Annotated in this window: 20 protein-coding genes and 1 other annotated feature; of the genes, 19 read left to right on the forward strand and 1 reads right to left on the reverse strand. The window is 36.8% G+C overall.

The features are described from left to right. The first annotated feature begins 120 nt into the window (after nt 1–120). The 13 genes from ISU02_RS06795 to pta all read left to right on the forward strand — a co-directional run bounded on the left by ISU02_RS06795 (nt 121) and on the right by pta (nt 13,364). Nucleotides 121–828 (forward strand): DUF6873 family GME fold protein, encoded by a 708-nt coding sequence (locus ISU02_RS06795; protein ID WP_194701054.1) that lies wholly within the window; start codon nt 121–123, stop codon nt 826–828. A gap of 88 nt (nt 829–916) precedes the next feature. After that, entirely contained in the window at nt 917–1,531 is a 615-nt protein-coding gene (locus tag ISU02_RS06800; RefSeq protein ID WP_194701055.1) for a DUF445 domain-containing protein, read from the forward strand. A gap of 442 nt (nt 1,532–1,973) precedes the next feature. Continuing rightward, a complete protein-coding gene (gene thrS / locus ISU02_RS06805; protein ID WP_194701056.1) occupies nt 1,974–3,944 on the forward strand; it encodes a threonine--tRNA ligase in 1,971 nt (656 codons plus the stop codon). Between the two features lie 480 nt (nt 3,945–4,424). Continuing rightward, complete coding sequence (gene thrS, locus ISU02_RS06810) at nt 4,425–6,368, forward strand: threonine--tRNA ligase (protein WP_194701098.1); 1,944 nt, start codon at nt 4,425–4,427, stop codon at nt 6,366–6,368. Nucleotides 6,369–6,721: 353 nt separating this feature from the next. Next, nucleotides 6,722–7,237 (forward strand): translation initiation factor IF-3, encoded by a 516-nt coding sequence (infC, locus tag ISU02_RS06815; RefSeq protein WP_323985018.1) that lies wholly within the window; start codon nt 6,722–6,724, stop codon nt 7,235–7,237. Between the two features lie 31 nt (nt 7,238–7,268). Next, nucleotides 7,269–7,466, forward strand: coding sequence for a 50S ribosomal protein L35 (rpmI, locus tag ISU02_RS06820; RefSeq protein WP_194701057.1), 198 nt, complete (start codon nt 7,269–7,271; stop codon nt 7,464–7,466). Nucleotides 7,467–7,493: 27 nt separating this feature from the next. Then, nucleotides 7,494–7,847: a 50S ribosomal protein L20 gene (rplT, locus tag ISU02_RS06825; protein WP_194701058.1), complete on the forward strand. Its 354-nt coding sequence runs from the start codon at nt 7,494–7,496 to the stop codon at nt 7,845–7,847. Between the two features lie 170 nt (nt 7,848–8,017). Beyond that, nucleotides 8,018–8,374 carry an IS200/IS605 family transposase gene (tnpA, locus tag ISU02_RS06830; RefSeq protein ID WP_194701059.1) on the forward strand — a complete coding sequence of 119 codons (357 nt, stop codon included), beginning with the start codon at nt 8,018–8,020 and terminating at the stop codon, nt 8,372–8,374. A gap of 191 nt (nt 8,375–8,565) precedes the next feature. After that, nucleotides 8,566–9,378, forward strand: a complete 813-nt coding sequence (locus ISU02_RS06835) for an ABC transporter permease (protein WP_194701060.1) — start codon at nt 8,566–8,568, stop codon at nt 9,376–9,378. A gap of 8 nt (nt 9,379–9,386) precedes the next feature. Further along, complete coding sequence (locus ISU02_RS06840; protein ID WP_194701061.1) at nt 9,387–10,364, forward strand: ABC transporter ATP-binding protein; 978 nt, start codon at nt 9,387–9,389, stop codon at nt 10,362–10,364. After that, nucleotides 10,361–11,176 (forward strand): ABC transporter permease, encoded by an 816-nt coding sequence (locus ISU02_RS06845; protein WP_194701062.1) that lies wholly within the window; start codon nt 10,361–10,363, stop codon nt 11,174–11,176. The genes ISU02_RS06840 and ISU02_RS06845 overlap by 4 nt, the downstream gene beginning before the upstream one ends. 9 nt (nt 11,177–11,185) lie before the next feature. Then, a complete protein-coding gene (locus ISU02_RS06850; protein ID WP_194701063.1) occupies nt 11,186–12,229 on the forward strand; it encodes an ArsR/SmtB family transcription factor in 1,044 nt (347 codons plus the stop codon). Between the two features lie 133 nt (nt 12,230–12,362). Next, nucleotides 12,363–13,364 (forward strand): phosphate acetyltransferase, encoded by a 1,002-nt coding sequence (pta, locus tag ISU02_RS06855; RefSeq protein WP_194701064.1) that lies wholly within the window; start codon nt 12,363–12,365, stop codon nt 13,362–13,364. Between the two features lie 47 nt (nt 13,365–13,411). Here the strand turns inward: pta and ISU02_RS06860 are convergent, their stop codons facing one another. Beyond that, nucleotides 13,412–13,747, reverse strand: a complete 336-nt coding sequence (locus tag ISU02_RS06860; RefSeq protein WP_194701065.1) for a hypothetical protein — start codon at nt 13,745–13,747, stop codon at nt 13,412–13,414. A 235-nt stretch (nt 13,748–13,982) separates the two neighbouring features. Between ISU02_RS06860 and ISU02_RS06865 the strand changes: the two genes are divergently transcribed. The 6 genes from ISU02_RS06865 to pheT all read left to right on the forward strand — a co-directional run bounded on the left by ISU02_RS06865 (nt 13,983) and on the right by pheT (nt 21,011). Further along, on the forward strand, nt 13,983–14,180 hold the full coding sequence (locus tag ISU02_RS06865) for a 4Fe-4S dicluster domain-containing protein (RefSeq protein ID WP_194701066.1): 198 nt from the start codon (nt 13,983–13,985) through the stop codon (nt 14,178–14,180). Nucleotides 14,181–14,368: 188 nt separating this feature from the next. After that, nucleotides 14,369–15,724 (forward strand): TrkH family potassium uptake protein, encoded by a 1,356-nt coding sequence (locus ISU02_RS06870; protein ID WP_194701067.1) that lies wholly within the window; start codon nt 14,369–14,371, stop codon nt 15,722–15,724. A 44-nt stretch (nt 15,725–15,768) separates the two neighbouring features. Then, entirely contained in the window at nt 15,769–16,419 is a 651-nt protein-coding gene (locus tag ISU02_RS06875; RefSeq protein WP_194701068.1) for a potassium channel family protein, read from the forward strand. A 12-nt stretch (nt 16,420–16,431) separates the two neighbouring features. Continuing rightward, entirely contained in the window at nt 16,432–17,244 is an 813-nt protein-coding gene (locus ISU02_RS06880) for a TrmH family RNA methyltransferase (protein ID WP_194701069.1), read from the forward strand. Between the two features lie 52 nt (nt 17,245–17,296). Continuing rightward, nucleotides 17,297–17,501: a binding site (T-box leader), on the forward strand. A 76-nt stretch (nt 17,502–17,577) separates the two neighbouring features. After that, nucleotides 17,578–18,597, forward strand: coding sequence for a phenylalanine--tRNA ligase subunit alpha (pheS, locus tag ISU02_RS06885; protein WP_194701070.1), 1,020 nt, complete (start codon nt 17,578–17,580; stop codon nt 18,595–18,597). Nucleotides 18,598–18,617: 20 nt separating this feature from the next. Continuing rightward, a complete protein-coding gene (pheT, locus tag ISU02_RS06890; RefSeq protein WP_194701071.1) occupies nt 18,618–21,011 on the forward strand; it encodes a phenylalanine--tRNA ligase subunit beta in 2,394 nt (797 codons plus the stop codon). The last annotated feature ends 63 nt before the right edge of the window (nt 21,012–21,074 follow it).

Here is a 21,074-nt window from a genome sequence, read left to right on the forward strand (position 1 = left end):
CAGTGCTATGTACTATAGTACTGTTCTTTTATCGGTCACCAGTATTGTTCACCAGGTAGTATTTGGCCTTGAATGAATTCAATGAGTATAACTCATATTTTGAGGCAAGATGAGGTAAAGATGATTGTTATAATTGCACCAAAGATATTACATTCCAAAATAGCTCCTTATTTTCATGAGCAAACTTTTTTCACTGAAATGCCTGAAATTGAAGCAGTTTTATGTCCATTGAGAAGTCATACGGATATGGGCATTCACATGACGCCAAAGGGCATTGTAATAGAACCTAGCATTTTTAACGCAATGAGAGATCAGCTCATAGACATTGGTTTTTCTGAATCACAAATTTATAAAGGTGAAACTGAACTGGAGCTTAAATATCCGTTTGATATTGCCTATAACTGTATGGCGATTGGGAATCATTTTTTTTATCACGTCAAAGCGGACCCTGGAATTATATCGATATATGATGCTATTGGATATGAAATGAATTCTGTAAAACAAGGTTATACCAAATGTGCAACTCTGGTGGTTGGTGAAAATGCAGTGATTACTGAGGATCACAATTTATATTCGAAGTTCAAAGCGGTCCATATTGAGACGTTGTTAATCTCTAAAGGAGAAATTTTACTCGATGGTTTTGAATACGGTTTTATTGGCGGCACAGGGGGCTTATATAAAAATAAATTGTTCCTAAATGGCAGTTTAAGCCATCATTCATGTAAAACTGAAATTTTAAACTTCATCAAAGCTCAAGGCACTGAAATTATAGAACTTCATCAAGGACAACTGAAAGATTGTGGTTCTATTTTCATATTTGATTTCTGATGAATTTTAAAAAGGTATGTGTTATACTCATATAATCAAAATAAAATTAAATGATCATCTCATGTCAGAAGAAAGCAAGGTGTACAAAATGTTATTAAGAATGTTATTGAAACTGTTGATTTTAGCAATGATTGGTGGCGTTATTGGTTGGATGACTAATGTCATTGCGATAAAATTGCTCTTTAGACCTATAAATCCTATTAAAATCCCTCTGACGCCTTTAAAACTACAAGGTCTGATTCCAAAGCGCAAAACGGAAATTTCAAGATCCATTGGTGAAATCGTAGATCAGGAGTTGATTTCTATTGAGCAAATTCTAGATCACATAATAGAGCAGACAGATAAAAATCAAGTCATTGCGCTCATAAAGGCAAAAGTAGTGGCTATTGCAGAGGAAAAGATGCCTGCCATTATACCTTCTATGTTTAAAAATAGTATCATTGCGAATATTGGTGAAATTATTGATCAAAATGGAGAGCAAATAATCGTAGAGATGACTGAAAACTTAAGCCATAAAGTTATTGAAAGTGTTGATATTGCCAAAATTGTTGAAGATAAACTCAATGCCTATGACTTTGAAAAGCTTGAGGAAATGACACTTAAAATTGCCAAAACAGAATTAAAAGCAATAGAAATTTTAGGCGGTGTCATAGGCTTTTTTATTGGCATTATTCAAGGTGTCGTGGTTCTTTTTATATTATAAAATGGTCGCCCTAAATGGATTAACTTAAATGGGGTAAGTGAAAAAAAATGAATATAGGATTGACAAGAACCTAAGTTCAGCGTATAATCACGAATAACAAAAATAATTGGATAGCTCTGATGAAGAAGAGTAGCAAAATGATGCTTAAAAGAGAGAATTGTACGAGGCTGTGAGACAATTCAGGTCAATGATTTTGTGAAAACCACCTTCTAGCTTTTTGAAGATTAAGAAAATGCATCGTGAGACAGCTCAAATGCTATTTTCGAAATTCAAACGGGTGACGTCGTTATCGGTCATAAAGTGGCTTGTTAAAAATAAGTAGAATGTTTTAGCAGGATCAATAGAGTGGAACCGCGGGAATCTCTCGTCTCTAGCATGCGCTAGAGATGGGAGTTTTTTTATATTTAAAAGCAAAAATTATATTAAAGAAGGAGGGATTAAGATGACTGTTGTAAAAATAACTTTAAAAAATGGTTCTATTAGAGAGGTGGCTAAAGGCACCACCATGATCGAACTTGCAAGACAATTATCGGGTAGACTGGGAAAAGAAGTGATTGCAGCGACCTACAATGGCATTCTTGTTGACCTTCAATTCAGTCTTGAAGCAGATGGCGCTGTGAATTTTTATACTTTTGAAGATGAAGAGGGCAAAAGAGTGTTCCGACATACCACAGCTCATATTCTCGCTCAGGCGGTTAAAAGGATTTATCCCAATGTAAAATTGGGCATAGGGCCAGCCATTGAAAAAGGATTCTACTATGACTTTGATCTAGAATCATCTTTTAAACCAGATGATTTGATTGCAATCGAAAAAGAAATGGCGGCCATTGTCAAGGCAAATTATCCAATTGAAAAATCTGTCATGAGCCGATTAGAAGCGATTCATTATTTTAAAGAAATGGGAGAAACATATAAAGTTGAATTAATTGAAGCACTAGAGGCAACAGAGCAAGTCACAGTTTATAAACAAGGTGATTTTGTGGATTTTTGTAAGGGACCTCATCTTTTAAACACTGGATCAGTGAAAGCTATTAAGCTCTTAAGTGCCACTGGCGCCTACTGGAAAGGCGACCAACAGAATAAGATGCTTCAGCGGATATACGGGGTATCGTTTCCAAAGAAAAGTCAATTGGAATCGCATATAGAAAAGCTTGAAGAGGCCAAAAAGAGAGATCACAATAAGTTGGGAAGAGATCTGGAACTTTTTACAACGGTGGATGTCATTGGACAAGGGTTGCCTTTGCTCATGCCAAAAGGTGCTAAAATCATACAACAGTTACAACGATTTGTTGAGGATGAAGAAGCAAATCGGGGTTATTTGCTCACAAAAACGCCTATGATGGCCAAATCGGATCTCTATAAGATCTCTGGACATTGGAACATGTACCGTGAGGATATGTTCGTCATACCAAATGGTGTTTCTGAAGATGATGCGTTTGCTTTGAGATCTATGACATGTCCTTTCCAATTTTACATCTATAAAGCGAAACCAAGAAGCTATAGAGAATTACCGATGCGATATGCAGAGACATCTACTCTTTTTAGAAATGAATCCTCTGGTGAAATGCATGGTTTAATTAGACTTAGACAATTTACAATTTCAGAAGGTCATTTGATTGTGATGCCAGAACAACTTGAGGATGAATTTAAAGGCGTTGTTGACCTTATTAATTATATGATGTCTACTCTTGGTATTATAGAGGATGTTTCATATCGCTTTTCAAAATGGGATCCTAGTAATGCTTCAAAGTATGTGGGCAGTGTGGACCAATGGGAAGAAACTCAAGCTAAAATGCGTACAATTTTGGATCGCTTGCAAATGGACTATGAAGAAGCAATTGGAGAAGCTGCATTTTATGGCCCGAAACTGGACATTCAATTTAAAAATGTTCATGGTAAAGAGGATACGATTATCACAGTCCAAATAGACTTTGCGCTTGCAGAGCGGTTTGACATGACTTATACAGATCGAGAAGGCGAAAAAAAATATCCATTTGTGATCCACAGAACATCTGTTGGTTGTTATGAAAGAACGCTTGCAATGTTAATTGAAAAATATGCAGGCAAGTTTCCAACATGGCTTGCACCAACACAGGTGAAGTTGTTGACACTTTCAGAAAGACACAATGCATATGCCAATCAAATTGCAACTGAACTCAGAGCAAGCGGTTTCAGAGTTGAAATAGATGATCGTGCAGAAAAGATTGGCTATAAGATCAGAGAAGCGCAACATGAAAAAAGTCCATATATGCTCATCATTGGAGATGAGGATTTGCAAAAAAATTGTGTTTCAGTCAGATCAAGAGATTTAGGCATAATTGGACAGCTATCACTTGAAGCTTTTAAATCAACGCTACATGAAGAAGTTCAAACAAAATCGCTAAAATCAATATTTTTGCCTCTAGAGCAGTGAAGCGTAAAATGTTTGTAAATAGAAGACATGCATTATTGACAAAGTATAGAAATCAGAGTAGAATAACTTTAATATCAGGCGATGATGAAGGTTATTAGTCTTAAAAAAACTTTAGAGAGAATTGTACGAGGCTGAAATACAATTTAGACCTTTTTTGAGATGAAAACTCCCTTCTAGCTCTTGAAGAGTAGGATTGATTTGTGAATCAATGTGAAAGTTCAAGCGTTTGACTGCGTTAAAAGTTTTTAAGTGGCATGATAGGGGATTCATTAGGTGGATTGATATCGTGACAATTAGGGTGGAACCGCGTGTATCTCTCGTCCCTAGCGTAATTGCTAAGGACGAGAGTTTTTTATTATAAACAATAGGCTTTTAACCTAAAACTTTTTCTGAGGCATCAACAAGGAAAACTTCAGTGGGAGATGTTGAACGCAGAATGATTGAAAGTTAAAAATTTAAATGGAGGACTAAAAAATGTCGATGATCAAATTAACTTTAAAAGATGGTTCAATTCGAGAAGTTGAAAAAGGCACAAGTGTATATGAAGTTGCAAAGCTGATCTCTGGTCGTTTAGCAAAAGAAGCGGTTGTGGGAGCAGTCAATGGTCATACTGTGGATTTGAGTTTTGAAATCAATGAAGACTGTGAACTCAGTATTTACAAGTTTGAGGATAAAGAAGGTGCTCATGCGTTTAGGCATACGAGCTCGCATATAATGGCTCAGGCAGTCAAACGTCTTTTTCCAGATGCAAAACTTGCAATAGGGCCTGCAATTGACAATGGGTTTTATTATGATTTTGACACAGAGCACAAATTTATCCCAGAAGATCTTGAAAAAATAGAAGCAGAAATGAAGAAAATCGTCAAAGAAGATTTGAGCCTCAGAAGATTTGAACTTCCTAGAGATGAAGCGATTGAGTTCATGAAAGCTAAAGGTGAAGACTATAAGGTGGAGTTAATTCAAGACCTTCCAGAAGATGAAGTCATATCGTTTTATGAGCAAGGAGACTTTGTAGATTTGTGTGCAGGATGTCACGTAATGAGTACTAAAGCTGTTAAGAGCATTAAACTATTAAGTCTGGCAGGTGCTTATTGGCGTGGAGACGAAAAAAATAAAATGCTTCAAAGAATATATGGGACGTCTTTTCCAAAGGCCTCTTTATTAGAAGAGTATGTGACTATGCTTGAAGAAGCTAAGAAAAGAGATCATAGAAAATTGGGTAAAGAGCTTAAGCTCTTCGCACTTTTAGAAGAGGGACCGGGATTCCCATTCTTTTTACCCAATGGTATGGTGGTTAAAAATAAGCTTTTAGAATACTGGCGTGAGGTGCATGATAAGGCTAACTATGTTGAAGTGGAGACGCCTATCATCCTCAACAGAAAGTTATGGGAAACATCGGGACATTGGTTTCACTACAAAGAGAACATGTACTCGCTGTTAATTGATGAAGAAGATTACGCGATTAAGCCAATGAATTGTCCAGGCGGCATGCTTGTCTACAAGACAGATCTAAGATCTTATAAAGATTTTCCAATGCGCGTTGGTGAAATTGGTAGAGTGCATAGACATGAACTATCTGGCGCGCTTCACGGTCTTATGAGAGTAAGAGCTTTTACTCAAGATGATGCCCATATATTTATGTTGCCAGAACAAATAAAAGATGAGATCAAAGGTGTTTGTAAATTAATCGATGAAGTCTACAAGACATTTGGATTCTCGTATCATGTTGAACTTTCCACAAGACCTGAAAAATCCATGGGGACTGATGAAGAATGGGCACATGCTGAAAATTCACTGAGAGAGGCCCTTGAAGAACTGAATCTTGAATATAAATTAAATGAAGGCGATGGTGCGTTCTATGGTCCAAAGATAGATTTTCATTTGAGAGATTGTCTAGGGAGAACATGGCAATGTGGTACCATTCAATTAGATATGCAGTTGCCGCAGCGATTTGAGCTTTCTTATATTGGCAAAGATGGTGAAAAACACCAGCCAATTGTCATTCATAGAGTTGCTTTTGGTAGTATTGAACGCTTCTTGGGCATACTGATAGAAGAATTTGCAGGCAAGTTTCCAACCTGGCTTGCGCCTGTTCAGGTGAAAATTTTACCGATAGCGGATAGACATATCCCTTATGCGGAAGAGGTCAGATCCTATTTGGCTGAATGTGGTATTCGCGTCACAATAGATGAACGTGCTGAAAAAATTGGTTATAAAATAAGAGAAGCCCAACTTGAAAAAAATCCGTATATGCTCATCTTAGGCGATAAGGATATTGAAAATAAAAGTGTGTCTGTTAGATCAAGAGACATTGGAGAGCTTGGTAGCATGGAGATCCAAACATTTGCGGATCAAGTACTCAGTGAAATCAAATCCCGTTCTTTGGCAACTAAATTTGATGCAAAAAATGATTCGGAAAAATAATAAAATACTTGACATGATTTATTCATCGTGTTATAGTAATTAAGGTCATAAGACAACCAAGTAGAAGCCCGCTTCTCACCATATAACGCAGTGTTCATATGGTAAATAGTATCTTTTCATATAATGCATCACTTTTGTAGTGTTACTTTATAGATTAAAAAGTTGCTAACGGCGGATATTCTATCCGCCGTTTTTTTATGTCTGTCATTTGTTTTCATCTCGCTTGTATAAGACACATTTGGTCTTTGAAAGTGGGTAGACGAAAATGTGACATACCAAATAAATTTAATGGACAAATAAAACCATTAATTGTAAACTCGCAGTATCTATGCGATTCTAACTAGACCTAGGAGGTGTATCTTATCAAAACAGCTGATATTAATGAAGAAATTCGTGACCGTGAAATAAGAGTTATTGGAGAAGATGGTGAACAGCTCGGCATTATGTCTGCGAAGGACGCATTGGCATTGGCACAAGAGAGAAAGCTTGATCTTGTGAAAATTGCACCAAATGCAAAACCGCCTGTTTGTAGGATTATGGATTTCGGTAAGCATCGATACGAACAACAAAAACGTAATAAAGAAGCACGTAAAAAACAAAAAAACGTTAGTGTGAAGGAAGTTCGTCTGAGCCTAAATATTGAGAAACATGATTTGGAAACAAAAGCAAAAAATGCCATTAAATTCTTAGAAAAAGGTGACAAAGTCAAAGTTTCATTAAGATTCAAGGGCCGTGAGATGGGTTATACTCAGTTAGGATACGATGTATTTAACAAATTTGTCGCGGAAATTGATGAAATTGGAGCACTTGAAGCACCAGCAAGAATCGAAGGCAGAAGTTTAGTTGCAACTCTTGCACCTAAAAAATAAATTCATATAAATTCGGAAGGAGGACTTTACAATGCCAAAAATGAAAACACATAGAGGCGCTGCTAAGAGAGTTAAAAAAACTGGAAGCGGTAAATTAAAAAGAAGCAAAGCTTTTACAAGCCATATCTTGACAAAGAAATCTTCTAAAAGAAAAAGAAATTTGAGACAAGCTACTACTGTTAGTGAATCTGATATGAAAAGAGTAAGAACATTATTACCATATTTATAGGGAAAAAGAAAAAGGAGGTTTAAAGAAATGGCTAGAGTTAAAAGAGCTATAAATGCAAAGAAAAAACATAAAAAGATATTGAAATTAGCTAAAGGTTTTTATGGCCAAAAGAGCTTAGTATTTAAAGCAGCAAATCCTGCTGTTATGAGATCTTTAAGATCAGCATATGTTGGTAGAAAGTTAAGAAAAAGAGACTTTAGAAAATTATGGATTGCTAGAATCAACGCAGCATCAAGAATCAATGGTTTAAGTTATTCGAAGTTTATGAATGGTCTTAAAAAAGCAAATCTTGATATTAATAGAAAAATGTTGTCAGAAATGGCAATTCACAACCCAGAAGATTTTGCTAAATTAGTTTCTGTGGCTAAAGAAAATTTATAGAATTTTAAATAGATGAACCAAGTCCAAATGGACTTGGTTTTTTTTGTACAAAGAAAACCACCGGTTCTACCGGTGGTTCCAAAGAGCTTTAGCTTTGAGTCAAAAAACATCTCCTTCTGATAAAATAATAATGGTTCGCCAACCATATTAGCTCAGAAGGAGGATCCGAAATGGATAAGAATAGTTTAGCACATACTCATTGGAATTGTAAATATCACGTGGTGTTTGTACCAAAGTATAGCATTTCAAGTGTGATGGGATACTTAAAAGGTAAAAGTGCCTTGATGATATTTGATCGTCATGAAAATTTGAAATATAAGTATGGAAATCGCCACTTTTGGTGTCGAGGCTATTATGTAGATACAGTTGGACGAAATGAAAAATCGATAAGAGAATATGTAAAAAATCAATTACAAGAAGATATCGCAAATGATCAAATAAGTATTCAAGAATACATTGACCCGTTTACGGGTAAGCAAGTCGAAGAGGGCAAAAAAATAAGAAGCTGCTTTAGCAGCAGCCAGTAAGCGCAAGCAGTTGGCGAACTGATTCAATGAGCCGAAAGCTGTGCTAAGGCATGTTCACCCTCAAGTAGCGTCAGCGAAAATAAGCACTTGACATTTATCTTTTCTATCTCTATAATGCATGTACCTTAAGGAATAACACTGTTTGATTAACCAATTAGTTAATCAAATGCGCGCATCAACAAAGGAGACACATGTTTATAAAGAGTATTAAAGCAACTTTTATAAGAGATTGGATTACTCAGTTAAGAGCCTATCCCATGCATTTTTTTATTGGAAATGTATTGACTGTTTTTTATACCGTTCTTGGCGCTTTTTTTATGTACCATTTACTATTTCAAGGACATTTGAAAGCCTCGTTTGAGCAATACACTGGCACAAGCGATTATATGACCTATGTAATCATAGGCAGTTTGGCTTATGCACTAGTCGTGAGAACGCTACTCAATGTGAGTCGAAGTCTCATAACCGAACTTAGACAGGGTACACTTGAAAGTTTGATGCTAGCACCTTTTAGTCGGATTGGATACTTTATAGGCAATATGTTACAGCAGACGATCACATCGCTTGGTGAAGTATTTCTTTCCATGATTTTTTGTTTGATCTTTGGATTATCCGTGGGGACCATAAATGGGGTTACATTTGTGGTCAGTTTAGTGATGACACTATATGCCTACTTCGGCCTTTCACTTTGTTTAGGGGCAATCATGCTCTACACGAGAGATACGTACATTTCTCAAAACACCCTGTTTTTGTTCATATTTTTAGTCAGTGGGGTGATTTTTCCAGTGGAATATTTGCCAAAATATTTAAACGTCATTGGAGCTTCATTGCCTGTGAGGGATAGTATTGTCATACTCAGAGCTGCAGTGATGGATGGTGTCACTATAGAGTCCTTGTCTCCAATATATTTGAGACTCTTTTTACTGGGAACAGGTTATTTTGTAGTTGGCTATAGTGCAATAAAAAAAATAGAGCGCATAGCGCTTGAAAAAATATTTGGGTAGGTGTAGAAATGATTGAAGCGAGAAATCTAAAGAAAACATATCATACAAAAGTAAAAAAAGGACTCTTTAAACGAGAGAAAGATATTGTTGAAGCGGTAAAAGGCATACATTTAAAACTAGAAAAAGGTCAAATTATTGGACTTTTAGGCATAAACGGTGCTGGCAAAACAACGACTATAAAAATGTTGTCAACACTGATTAAAGCCACTTCTGGTGAAATACTTGTAGATGGCGTGGAAATCAACGAAAATCCACTTAAAATCAAGCAAAAGGTCAATATGATTGCCGGTGGAGAGCGTATGATTTATTGGAGACTAACTGGCAGAGAAAATCTTTGGTATTATGGGCAACTCTATGGCATTCCTGATAAAGTCTTGAAAACACGCATTGACCGCCTGTTGACGCTTGTTGGGCTTAATGAAAAACAAAATGTCCCTGTTGAACGCTACTCGAAAGGGATGAAGCAAAGGCTTCAAATTGCCAGAGGGCTCATCAATGATCCTGATTACTTGTTTATGGATGAACCAACGTTAGGTTTGGATGCTCCCATTGCAAGGGAAATTAGGACTTATATAAAAAAACTTGCTATTGAAGAGCAAAAGGGTATTCTTTTAACATCTCATTATATTAATGAAGTTGAGGCATTATGTGATTATATTTATATCTTAGATCATGGTGAAGTTATTTTAGAAGGGACGGCAAAGACACTATCCGAAAGTACTTTCGAAACGAAAATCACAGTGCTTGAACTCGCTGAGATGAATTCAGAGATTGAAGCATCCATGCAGAGATTTGCAGTTGAGGAAAATGCGATTATCCATAGATCCCCAGACGCGTATTTAATACGTTTTGAATCTAAAAATGAATTGACCGAGGCGCTTGTTAAGCGCATTCACTCTGAAAACTTACCGCTTTCAAAGCTTTATGTGGAAGCACCTAAATTAGAAGATACCATCATAGAAATCTCAAGGCGGGTGAACTCATGAAGCATTTTATAAAAGTTGTTCGAGCAGAAGCACATAAACAATTTAGAAATAAGATTCATAACGTTTGGGTTGTATTCTCCATGTTAATTTGGCCTATTCTTGCATTTGCAGCGGCTTACTTTCAATTTAAACCTTTTTCATTTGAGGCGATCACTGAAAAAGTGAGTTATCTTAATGATGAAAGCATTATAACTTACATCATGATAGGTTATTTTGCCATGGTCTTTTTTAGATCTTTTGTTCAATCGGCATGGGAATTTTCATCGGAACGTATTTATGGCACTCTAGAACTCATCTATTTGTCCCCTGCAAGCCGAATTGCAATCATTTTGGGTAATGCCATTGCATCTTTAGCGATTAATGTGTGGATGTTTGCCTTATTTATGACAGGAATATATATTCTTTTTAATCAAGTACCTCTTATGAATGGCGCTGTTCTAACATTGGCGCTTGCCATGATGGTTTTAATGTCCATTCTCTGGGGCATGCTTTTGAATGCATTGTTCTTATTTACGAGAGATTCTGGTATGCTGTTCACTGTACTGGAAGAACCCATGGAACTCTTTGCAGGTGTGAAAATTCCAGTTCAACTCTTTCCATTGTGGGCAAAGGGGATTGGTTTGGCATTTCCGCTTACTTATGTGATTAAATTACTGAGGGAAGTGGTATTCTTAGGGCATAATCTAGCAGAAGTCAGTGCACTGTTCTATACTTGTATATTTATTTGTACTATAATGTTTGTGGCGACTGTTTTTATACTGAAATGGGGCGAAAGACACAATGCCATTACAGGGGATATGGCATTATTTTAGGAGTTAAGGATGAAAATATCGAGAGTGGCTTATAGAGATTGGCAAGTAGATTTTGTATATGCGCCTTTTTTTGAAATGTTTTGTAGCTTACATGTTCTGTTCCATGCGGCACATCATAAAGCGAGAAAAAAATGGGCAATAGAGACAGAAAAGAAGATGGATCCTGAGCTCTATAAACGATTGGCATTTTACGATATTGTCACAGAGGGGTGGATGGGTGCCATGGAGATTAGTCATTTAGACGAAGCTTATGCTGATTTTAATGTACTCAGCGGTATCCGAAAGATAGAGACGATTCCAAATCTTAAATTTGCAGACCTCATGCTAAATCGAACAGTAGCCCTCTCAGATCTTCGAAAAATTTTGGTTCTTAAAAAATGTCATATTGAATCCCTTCAACAAGAGCAAGTAGAGTTCCTGTTGGATGTGGAAAGCTATAAAGACGATTTTATATCTGCGCTAAAAGCGTATTTTTATTTACATTTCCAAGAGGTTCAAATAGAAACAGAGGCCTTTATGATCAGCACACTGAAGGCACATAAAAAATTAAGTGAATCCATGGATTTTATAAAGTATTTAGAGCTACTGCACCCGAGGATTGAATCAACGCCTACGCATCTGAGACTTCATAAGTTTAAGAGATTTGATTACAGCTATGACGACATTCAAAGAGTTGAAATCGGCATTAGTACTTTTATTGATCCTCATCTCTTAGTGGGATATGAGATGGATTTTTTACGACTGACCATTAGAGCAAAGATAGAACCAATGGATGATGAGGTGCATGATGACTTGATTATACTCATCAAGGCATTAGGTGATAAGACCAGACTTAAAATTCTCAAATGCCTTTATGAAAAACCTTGGAGTACTCAGGCGCTTGCAGAGCAATTATCCATTAGTGAAGCAGGTATCTCCAAACAATTAAAAATTTTAAATCGAGCGTATCTTGTTAGAAAAATAAGGCAAGGAAACTTCATTTTATATTATATAAATACAGAAATGATTGATAGAATTCCCATGAATGTGTATCAATATTTAGATGAAAAATAGAAATTTAGAAATATGTAGAGTAGCAAAGGAAAAAAAATAAGAAATTATTAGACAGAAATTGTCCCATGTATCTTGTATACAAAATCTAATTGTCATATAATAAACCTATAAATAAAATTAAGGAGTTTTGGAAATGGCATTTTTAGATAAGATAGTAGAAATCGCTAAAAGCGATGTTCAAACGATTGTTTTACCAGAAGCGTTTGACCCAAGAACAATAGAAGCAACTCACAAAGTATTAGAAAAAGGCATTGCGAAGGTTATTTTAATAGGTGATGAAGCTGAAATTAAATCTACTGCTGGACAGTGGAATATTGATGGTGCTGAATTCATCAACCCAAAAACTTTTAAGGATATGGATAAATTGGTGACAAAGCTTGCTGAACTTAGAAAAAGCAAAGGCATGACTGAAGATCAAGCTAGAGAAATTTTGATGACTAATGTGCTCTATCTTGGTGTCATGCTTGTTAAGATGGGATATGCAGGCGGTATGGTTGCTGGTGCAGCAAATGCGACTGGTGATGTATTGAGACCGGCACTTCAAATTTTGAAAACCGCTCCAGGTATTAAACTGGCATCTGGTGCTTTCATTATGGAAGTACCTGATTGTGAGTATGGCGAAAACGGTATTTTCATATTCAGCGACTGTGCTTTAAACCCAAATCCAAATGCTGAAGAACTTGCCCACATTGCAGTGAGCTCTGCAAATACATTTAAAGCCTTAGTCCATGCTGAACCACATGTGAGTATTTTATCATTTTCTTCAAAGGGATCGGCTAAACATCCTGATGTAGACAAGGTGATTGAAGCAACTCAAATTGCAAAAGCATTGGCGCCTGAAATCAGTCTGGATGGTGAATTACAATTTGATGCATCAATTGATGCTGCAATTGGTAAGAAAAAAGCACCTGATTCAACTGTAGCGGGTCAAGCAAATGTCATTATTTTTCCTGACCTCGATGCTGGAAATATTGGCTATAAACTTGTTCAAAGACTTGCAAAAGCAAACGCTTATGGTCCTGTAATACAAGGTCTTTCAATGCCAGTGAACGATTTATCTAGAGGGTGTTTTGCCGATGATATCGTTGGTACTGTGGCATTAACTGCATTACAAGCTCAGATGCAAAATAAATAGAAATTAGAGTGAATTTTTAAGACAAAGCCACTTTGAAGTGATTTCAATCATTTTGAAGTGGCTTTTTTAAACAACAAGATTTGAGCCGAAAGCTGTGCTGAGGCATGTTCACCCTCAAACAGCGTCAGCGAAAATCGTTTTGGGGCACTGAGAAGTGCTCCAAATGTTGTTGTATGCAAGATTTGAGCCGAAAGCTGTGCTGAGGCATGTTCACCCTCAAACAGTGTCAGCGAAAATCGTTTTAGGGCACTGAGAAGTGCTCTAAATGTTGTTGTATGCAAGATTTGAGCCGAAAGCTGTGCTGAGGCATGTTCACCCTCAAACAGCGTCAGCGAAAATCGTTTTAGGGCACTGAGAAGTGCCCTAAATGTTGTTGTATGCAAGATTTGAGCCGAAAGCTGTGCTGAGGCATGTTCACCCTCAAACAGCGTCAGCGAAAATCGTTTTGGGGCATTGGAGATGACACTGAGAACATGACTTCCAGCGTGTATTGAATCCTTATCAGTGAATTTGGAAGACCAATTTACAAATCGTTAACAAATAAAAATGACAAACTCGATTGACACCCCGGGTGGATGGGGGTATAATGGCTACAGAATATAGTAAAAGGAGTAAATCATGAGTAAAAAAGTAGCTTCAATTGACAAGGGGAGATGTGATCGATCTCCATTTTGTCCAGTTAAGAGGGTTTGTCCGGTAAATGCGGTAAAAGGCAGTATGTTCGCAGCACCTTCCATTAGTGCTGAGGCGTGTATCGGATGTGGTAAATGCGTTGCGTATTGTCCAATGGGCGCTGTTCAAATGGTCAATCTATAATCATCTAAAGCATGAATTATTTTTGTATTCTATAAATAGACTAGAGGATCTACAGATTTATAAGTCCGTAGATATTCTAGTCTATTTATATTTCAATTTTGGTTTTGCTTTTGTAAAAAAAAATGTATAATATATAAAGTACCTTTAGGCATGAAATAATAATAGCAGCATTCAATAGGGGGAACACAATGAAACGATTAAAAAATAGTCTCAGAAAAAGTTTAAAACCAGCACAAGTTCTGGTGTTAGGATTTGCTGGGACAATTATTTTGGGAACACTTATGCTTATGTTGCCAATGTCCTCTGCTAATGGCCATCCCACATCTTTTATCAATGCTTTCTTCACATCAACCTCTGCGGTTTGTGTAACGGGGCTTGTAGTTGTGGATACCGGAACGTACTGGAGTGTATTTGGCAAAACGGTGATATTACTCTTAATTCAAATTGGTGGTCTGGGATTTATGACCATGGCCACATCAATTGCGATTATATTAGGTAAAAAAATAAGTTTAAGAAATAGACTGATCATGCAGGAAGCACTGAATCAATTCTCCATTTCAGGTGTCATTAGATTGACACAGTACATCGTCTTGACGACTCTTGGCATCGAATTAGTAGGTGCTGTGTTCCTTTCAACAAGATTTATTCCGCAGTTTGGCGTTAAAAATGGCATCTATTATGCGGTGTTTCATTCGGTATCTGCATTCTGTAATGCTGGATTTGACATTATGGGCAATGGCGTGAGCTTAATGCAATATGTGAGCGATCCGCTGATTTCTATTGTGATCATGTTTTTAATTATATTAGGAGGGCTTGGATTTTCTGTTATTGTGGACATTGGTCGAACAAAAAACATCAGAAAACTCTCTCTGCATTCAAAATTGACATTATCGATGACTTTTAGCTTGATCATAACTGGATTTATTGCTGTCTTTCTATTTGAAATGAAAAATCCGGATACGCTGGGAGGCTTAAATTTAGGTGGTAAAATACTTGCTTCATTATTTCATTCGGTAACACCGAGAACTGCAGGTTTTAACACACTGGATACAGCTCGTCTTACACTGCCAACACTTCTCTTTACGATTCTGTTCATGCTCATTGGAGGGTCGCCGGGATCTACAGCAGGTGGGATTAAGACCACGACCATAGGCGTTATATTTTTAAAGGTGAGGGCTGTGATCAAGGGATCTGATGATGTTGAGTTTGCACATAGAAGAATTTCTAAAGATACCATCAATCGGGCACTTGCGGTTTTCTTCATAGCAGGTTCAGCCTTTGTGCTTGTGACGGTGCTACTCACCATTACAGAAAAAAATGCCTCACTTGAATCTGTACTGTTTGAGGCAATGAGTGCACTTGGCACGGTTGGTCTATCCATGGGATTGACGCCGTCACTTTCTTTGGCGGGGAAAATCGTCATAGCGATAGCAATGTTCTTTGGTAGACTTGGACCTTTGACCATTGTTTTGGCACTGAGCAACAGAGATCTATCGAAACGAAAACTGATTCGTTATCCAGAGGGCAAAATCATTGTTGGGTAATGGCTTTGAAATTATAAAAAGATGAAGCTAATGGAGGAAGAAGCATGAAAAAACAATTTGTAGTCATCGGATGTGGCCGTTTTGGTCAAAGCGTGGCGATAAAACTGGTAGAACTGGGCTGTGAAGTCATGGTTGTGGATGATAATGAAGAGATCATACAAAGTATTTCTGATAAAGTAACTTATGCAGTTCAGGCGGATGCAACAGATGAGAACTCTATTAAAGCATTGGGAATTAGAAATTTTGATGTTGCCATTGTCACCATTGGATCGGATATTCAATCGTCTATTTTAGTGACTTTGATGATTAAAGAATTAGGTGTGAAGCACATTGTTGCAAAAGCTCAAAATTCTTCTCATGCTAAAGTTCTTTATAAAATCGGAGCCAACAGAGTTGTATTCCCAGAAAAAGAAATGGGGATTAAGATTGCTAAAAATTTAGTTTCTGGAAACGTACTTGATTTTATCGATTTGGCACCTGATTATAGTATTCTTGAAATTAGCATGAATGATGAGTGGATTGGAAAGAACTTAGTCCAAATAGATATGAGAAGAAAATACCAAATTTCAGTTATTGCTGTTAGGAGGGGTGATGAGTTGGACATCAATTCAGGCCCAGACAAAATACTTCTAAAAGATGATGTTCTCATCGTAATTGGCAACAACGAAGATTTGAAGAAGATTGAAAAAAATTAGAAGAGGTCCATTGTGCAAGAAATTAATTCCAATCAAAACAAATTGTTTAAGCAAATCAAATCTTTGATAAATAAAAAGTACAGACAAAAATGGGGACAGTTCATTATTGAAGGGGAAAGGTTTATAGATTATGCCTTGACACATGATTATGCAATAGAATATATCTGCATCAGACAGGACTTGATGGCGAGTTTTTCAAATGATGAAAAGATGGCGTTGTACCAAAAAAAGTCTAAAGTCATTTTATTGCCCCCGAATCTATTCGATGAACTAGCAGATACTGAGAAATCTCAGGGCATTATAGGTGTACTTGCATTACCCAAGCCAGTTGAAATTGAGAATATTTTTGAGAGGTCTGTATTACCCCAACTCATCTTTTTAGATCGATTACAGGACCCCGGAAATGTGGGCACAATCATTCGAACGGCAGATGCATGTGGTATAGAATATATTATTCTCAATAAAGGAACGGTGGATCCCTATAATAGTAAAGTGGTCAGAAGCACCGCGGGATCGATCTTAAATGTCAAGATCATAGAAGTGGAAGATGCTCCATTCTGGTTAAATCGGTTAAGCGAGCAGGGCTATACCTTGCTGGTGACAGCGTTACATGCCGAGTATGCTTATGATGATAAGAGTGCCTATGGGCAAGCCAACTGCCTGATTATTGGCAATGAGGCAAACGGTGTTTCAGAGCAGATTATGCGTTTAAAGAGTCATAAAATAAAGATTCCAATATACGGTAAAGCAGAGTCCTTAAATGCCTCTGTGGCTGCAGGGATTATGATGTACAAAATAAATGAATATTGTATACAAAACAAATAAAAAGGTTGTTTGTCTTCTTGAATTATGTTATGATAACCTTATCAAAAATCTGATAAAATCTATGATGGAGAGAGTAGATGTTCATGGAAATTAGAGAGGGAAACGGTTGGTGAAAGTTTTCATTCCAATACATTGAAGTTCACTCTGGAGATGCACTTTTGAATTGAGTAGGAAGTGACGTTTGCTGCGTTAAAGCCATAAGTGAATTACTTGTGTAATTAATTTGGGTGGTACCGCGGAAAACCTTCGTCCCATGATTGGGAGAGGTTTTTTTTTATTGTCATTTTGCTGAAATAGCAAGTGGAAATACGCAAAATAATAGGAGGTAGAAAAGTGAAAAGTTTACTTGAGCAATTATTAGAACACGCAAAAACAGAAATTAAACAAGCCCCAAATCTTAAAGCTCTAGAAGATATTAGAATAAAATTTTTAGGAAAAAAGGGTGAAGTGACAACCATTCTTAAAGATATGAAAAATCTTTCTGCTGAAGAAAGACCGTTAATTGGTAAAGTTGCCAATGAAGTTAGGGCATCCATAGAAGAGTTGCTAGAGGCCGTTAAAGAAGATAAAAAGAAACTTGAAATAGAGGCAAAACTTAAAGCTGAGTCGATTGATGTGACAATGCCTTCCAAAAAGACTTTAAGAGGTCATAAGCATCCTATTAATACGGCACTTGATGAAATTAAAGAAATCTTTTTGGGAATGGGATTCAAGATTGCAGAGGGACCTGAAGTTGAGTCTGTCTATCATAATTTTGATGCTTTAAATGCGCCTATTGATCACCCGTCAAGAAGTTTATCCGATACATTTTACATTACGGAAGATATGCTTCTTAGAACTCAAACTTCTCCAATTCAAGTCAGGACAATGAAGAATTCTGCACCTCCAATTAAAGTGATTGCACCCGGTAGATGTTTTAGAAATGATGAGATAGATGCAACACATTCGCCAATGTTTCACCAATTAGAAGGTCTTGTGGTAGATAAAGACATTACAATGGCAGATTTAAAGGGCACATTGGATATGTTCGCCAAAAGGCTTTTTGGCAGTCAAACCAAAACCAAATTTAGACCACATTATTTTCCTTTTACAGAGCCAAGTGGTGAAGTGGATGTTTCTTGCTTTAAATGTGGTGGTGAAGGCTGTAGATTTTGTGGTGGCAGTGGATGGATTGAGATTTTAGGTTGTGGCATGATTCATCCAAATGTTTTAAAAGAGTGTGGTATTGATCCCGAAGTCTATAATGGTTTTGCATTTGGTATGGGGTTAGATCGAATTACAATGATGAAATATGAAATTGATGATATAAGAACACTTTTTGAAAACGATGTGAGATTTATTAAACAATTTTAAGATGACTTGAGGAGGGCATTATGAGAGTACCTGTAAAATGGTTAAAAGAATACGTTAATATAGATGATATTGCCGAAAAAGAACTTGTTGAAAAACTCGTTCTAACAGGTTCGAACAATGAAGGCAGTCATGTTGTTGGTGAAGGCCTTGAAAATATAATTGTTGGTAAGATTACTAAAATTGTACAACATCCCAATGCAGATAAACTCTGCATTTGTATGGTTGATGTGGGCGACGATGTGCTTCAAATTGTCACTGGGGCGACAAACATCAGCGAAAATGATTTTATCCCTGTTGCAGTACATGGGGCTACAATTGCTGGCGGCATCAAGATCAAAAAGGGTAAACTTCGTGGTGAAGTTTCAAATGGCATGTTGTGCTCGCTTGAAGAAATGGGCTTTGACAAAGCAAGTATACCGAAAGAATTCGATGATGGTATTTTTATTTTAGATAAGCCATACCCGCTTGGAATGGACATTTTAGAGGCGCTTGATCTCAAAGATACCGTTATAGAATTTGAAATTACACCCAATCGTTCTGATTGTCTCAGTATGATTGGTATGGCCAGAGAGACAGCAGCTAGTTTTGAGAGAGCCTTAACGTTGCCATCAGGTAAAATTGATACTCAAGTGGATGATGTGAATGAGTATGCCAGTGTGAGTATTGAAGCGCCTGACTTATGCCCTCGCTATGTTGCAAAAGTTGTTAAAGAAATTAAAATTGAAAAATCACCTATATGGCTGCAAATGAGGTTGATGAATGCAGGTATGCGACCAATTAACAATATCGTCGATATTACCAATTATGTAATGCTTGAATATGGGCAGCCTATACATGCTTTTGATCTTGATACTGTAAAAGATCACAAGATTATTGTAAAGCGTGCTGAAAATGGTGAAAAATTCACAACACTTGATGATAAGGAACGTGAACTCACGAGCGAAATGCTTGTGATTGCAGATGCTGAACGTACAATAGGCATTGCAGGTGTCATGGGTGGTGAAAATACTGAGATTTCAAAAGCAACTCAAAACATTCTGATAGAGGTTGCAAGCTTTGATAAATCGAGTATTCGTAAAACGTCTAAGGATTTAGGACTTAGAACGGAGGCTTCTTCACGTTATGAAAAAGGTGTCAGCACAGGATTGCCTATGATTGTGGTGAATAGAGTCTGTGAACTCATTGAGACTTTAGGTGCTGGAACCGTAGTTGGAGGCGCAATTGATGTATATCCCACACCTGTAGAGCCAATATTAATTCCATACAGAGTTGAGAAAATTTCAAAAGTAATTGGTGAGACGTTGACGTTGGAAGAAATCATTAAGTATTTGGATCTTTTAGGTATCAAGACTCTAAAAAAGGAAGGGCAACAGTTTGCTGAGGTGCCTTATTATCGGTTAGATCTCACTAAGGAAATCGATTTAGTCGAAGAAGTTGCCAGAATATATGGTTATGACAAAATTGGTATGACTTTGCCTAAAACAGATACTTGGGGAGCGAGAACCAATGCGCAATTGATTGAAGAACAAGCAAAACTTGAACTATTATCAAGTGGTATTGATGAAATTCTAACATACTCCTTTGTATCCAAAAAAGATCTAGATAAGATCAACTTATCTGAAAATAGTATTTTAAGAAAGCAAGTGGAATTAATTAATCCTCTTGGTGAAGAATATAGCGTTATGAGAACATCTTTGATTCCAAACGTATTAGATGTTCTAGCGCGTAACAGTAATCGAAAAGTCAATCAAGCAAGAATATTCGAAATTGGGAGTGTATTTTTACCTAAAGAAGTTCCAGTGGTAAATTTGCCAATTGAAAAGAAAATGCTGACGATTGGCATGTACGGTGAGTCAGAAGATTTCTTCACTTTAAAGGGTGCGTGTGAAAATATTCTTGATGGCCTGGGCATTTGTGATTATTATTTTGAAAAAGAAGAAAATCATCCAACTTTCCATACAGGACGATGTGCCAATATCATTTGGGGAACTCATGTTATAGGTACTATAGGTGAACTGCATCCTCATGTTCAAGAAAACTATGATTTGCAAGTGCGGGGTTACCTTGCAGATTTGGATTTCAACATGATTATTCAAATGGCCAATGCGGATCACAAGTTTGTAGCTATTCCTAAGTATCCTGCAATTGAAAGAGATATAGCTATTTTAGTAAAAGATGAAATCACATCATTGCAAATCGAGAAAATTGTCGTTTCAAATGGTGGCAACTTATTGGAATCCGTAAAAATGTTTGATATGTACAAGGGTAAACAAATTCCAGCAGGTTACAAATCAGTGGCTTATGAACTTATTTTCAGAGCAGAGGATAGAACTTTAGTAGATGAAGATGTCAATGCTATTTTTGCAACTATTTTGAAAGCGCTTGAAAATAAATTAGAAGCACAATTGAGATAACGAATCTAGAACTTTTTTTAAAATTTAAAAGTATTCAGTAGAATTTAAAAGAGTCCAGCGTAG

Source organism: Fusibacter ferrireducens (assembly GCF_015352425.1).
Taxonomy (GTDB): Bacteria; Bacillota; Clostridia; order Peptostreptococcales; family Acidaminobacteraceae; genus Fusibacter_A; species Fusibacter_A ferrireducens.